This is a genomic window from Vibrio sp. OPT46 (genome assembly GCF_015163535.1).
GTDB lineage: Bacteria > Pseudomonadota > Gammaproteobacteria > Enterobacterales > Vibrionaceae > Vibrio > Vibrio alginolyticus.
This window is the reverse complement of the sequence record NZ_JADDYG010000445.1, coordinates 52,953-53,596: the sequence shown is the minus strand read 5'-3', so window position 1 is coordinate 53,596 and position 644 is coordinate 52,953. Positions and strand designations below refer to the sequence as shown.

Sequence of the window (644 nt, the reverse complement as noted above, 5' to 3'; positions counted from 1 at the left end):
ACCAGTTTATCTACCGGCTTAATTAAATAGTCATCACCGCCCGCGTCTATGGCTTTAGCAATCATTTCTGGCTCTTCGTGACTACTCAAGAAAATAATAGGGATCCAATCCGGAAACGTTTCTCTTATATGAAGAGAGACTTCAAAACCGTTCATATCTGGCATTGATATATCGAGTAACACCAGTTCCGGATCAAAACTCTCGTAGGTATTTAACGCCTCTAGTCCACTACCTACGGCTTTTACAATATGTCCAAGTTGCTTTAGACGAATAGCCAACTGCATCCTGTCTAGCTGAACATCGTCAACCAGAAGGATTCGCATCGATGTCCCTGTCGGTTGCATAACGCGTTCCATTTTTAATTATGTCTTTATTAAACATATACCATACTCATAGAGTTGTTGCATTCGACTCATAATTAAGTGCTATATTTTTGTTTGAATATCACGGAATCCATTGCATAAAGCAGTTAGACTGGACGTTACCCTATCTAATCATGGCCTGTGAGCAGAAGTTCAACAAACTCATTCACTTTGGTCATCTTGCGGACTAATGGGTATAGCTATTTGATGCATTTGGTATTAATATTCCCGCCTTTTTGTAATGAGAGACACACCATGTCAGAAGCAACTAACAGCGAAAGC

The 644-nt window shown here is 40.1% G+C and carries 1 protein-coding gene; it reads right to left on the bottom strand.

The window, feature by feature from the left end; genetic code table 11:
* Window positions 1–344: response regulator (locus IQR33_RS19515; RefSeq protein WP_193843945.1), on the bottom strand; the 344-nt coding region annotated here is incomplete at its 3' end.
* Window positions 345–644: the final 300 nt, after the last annotated feature.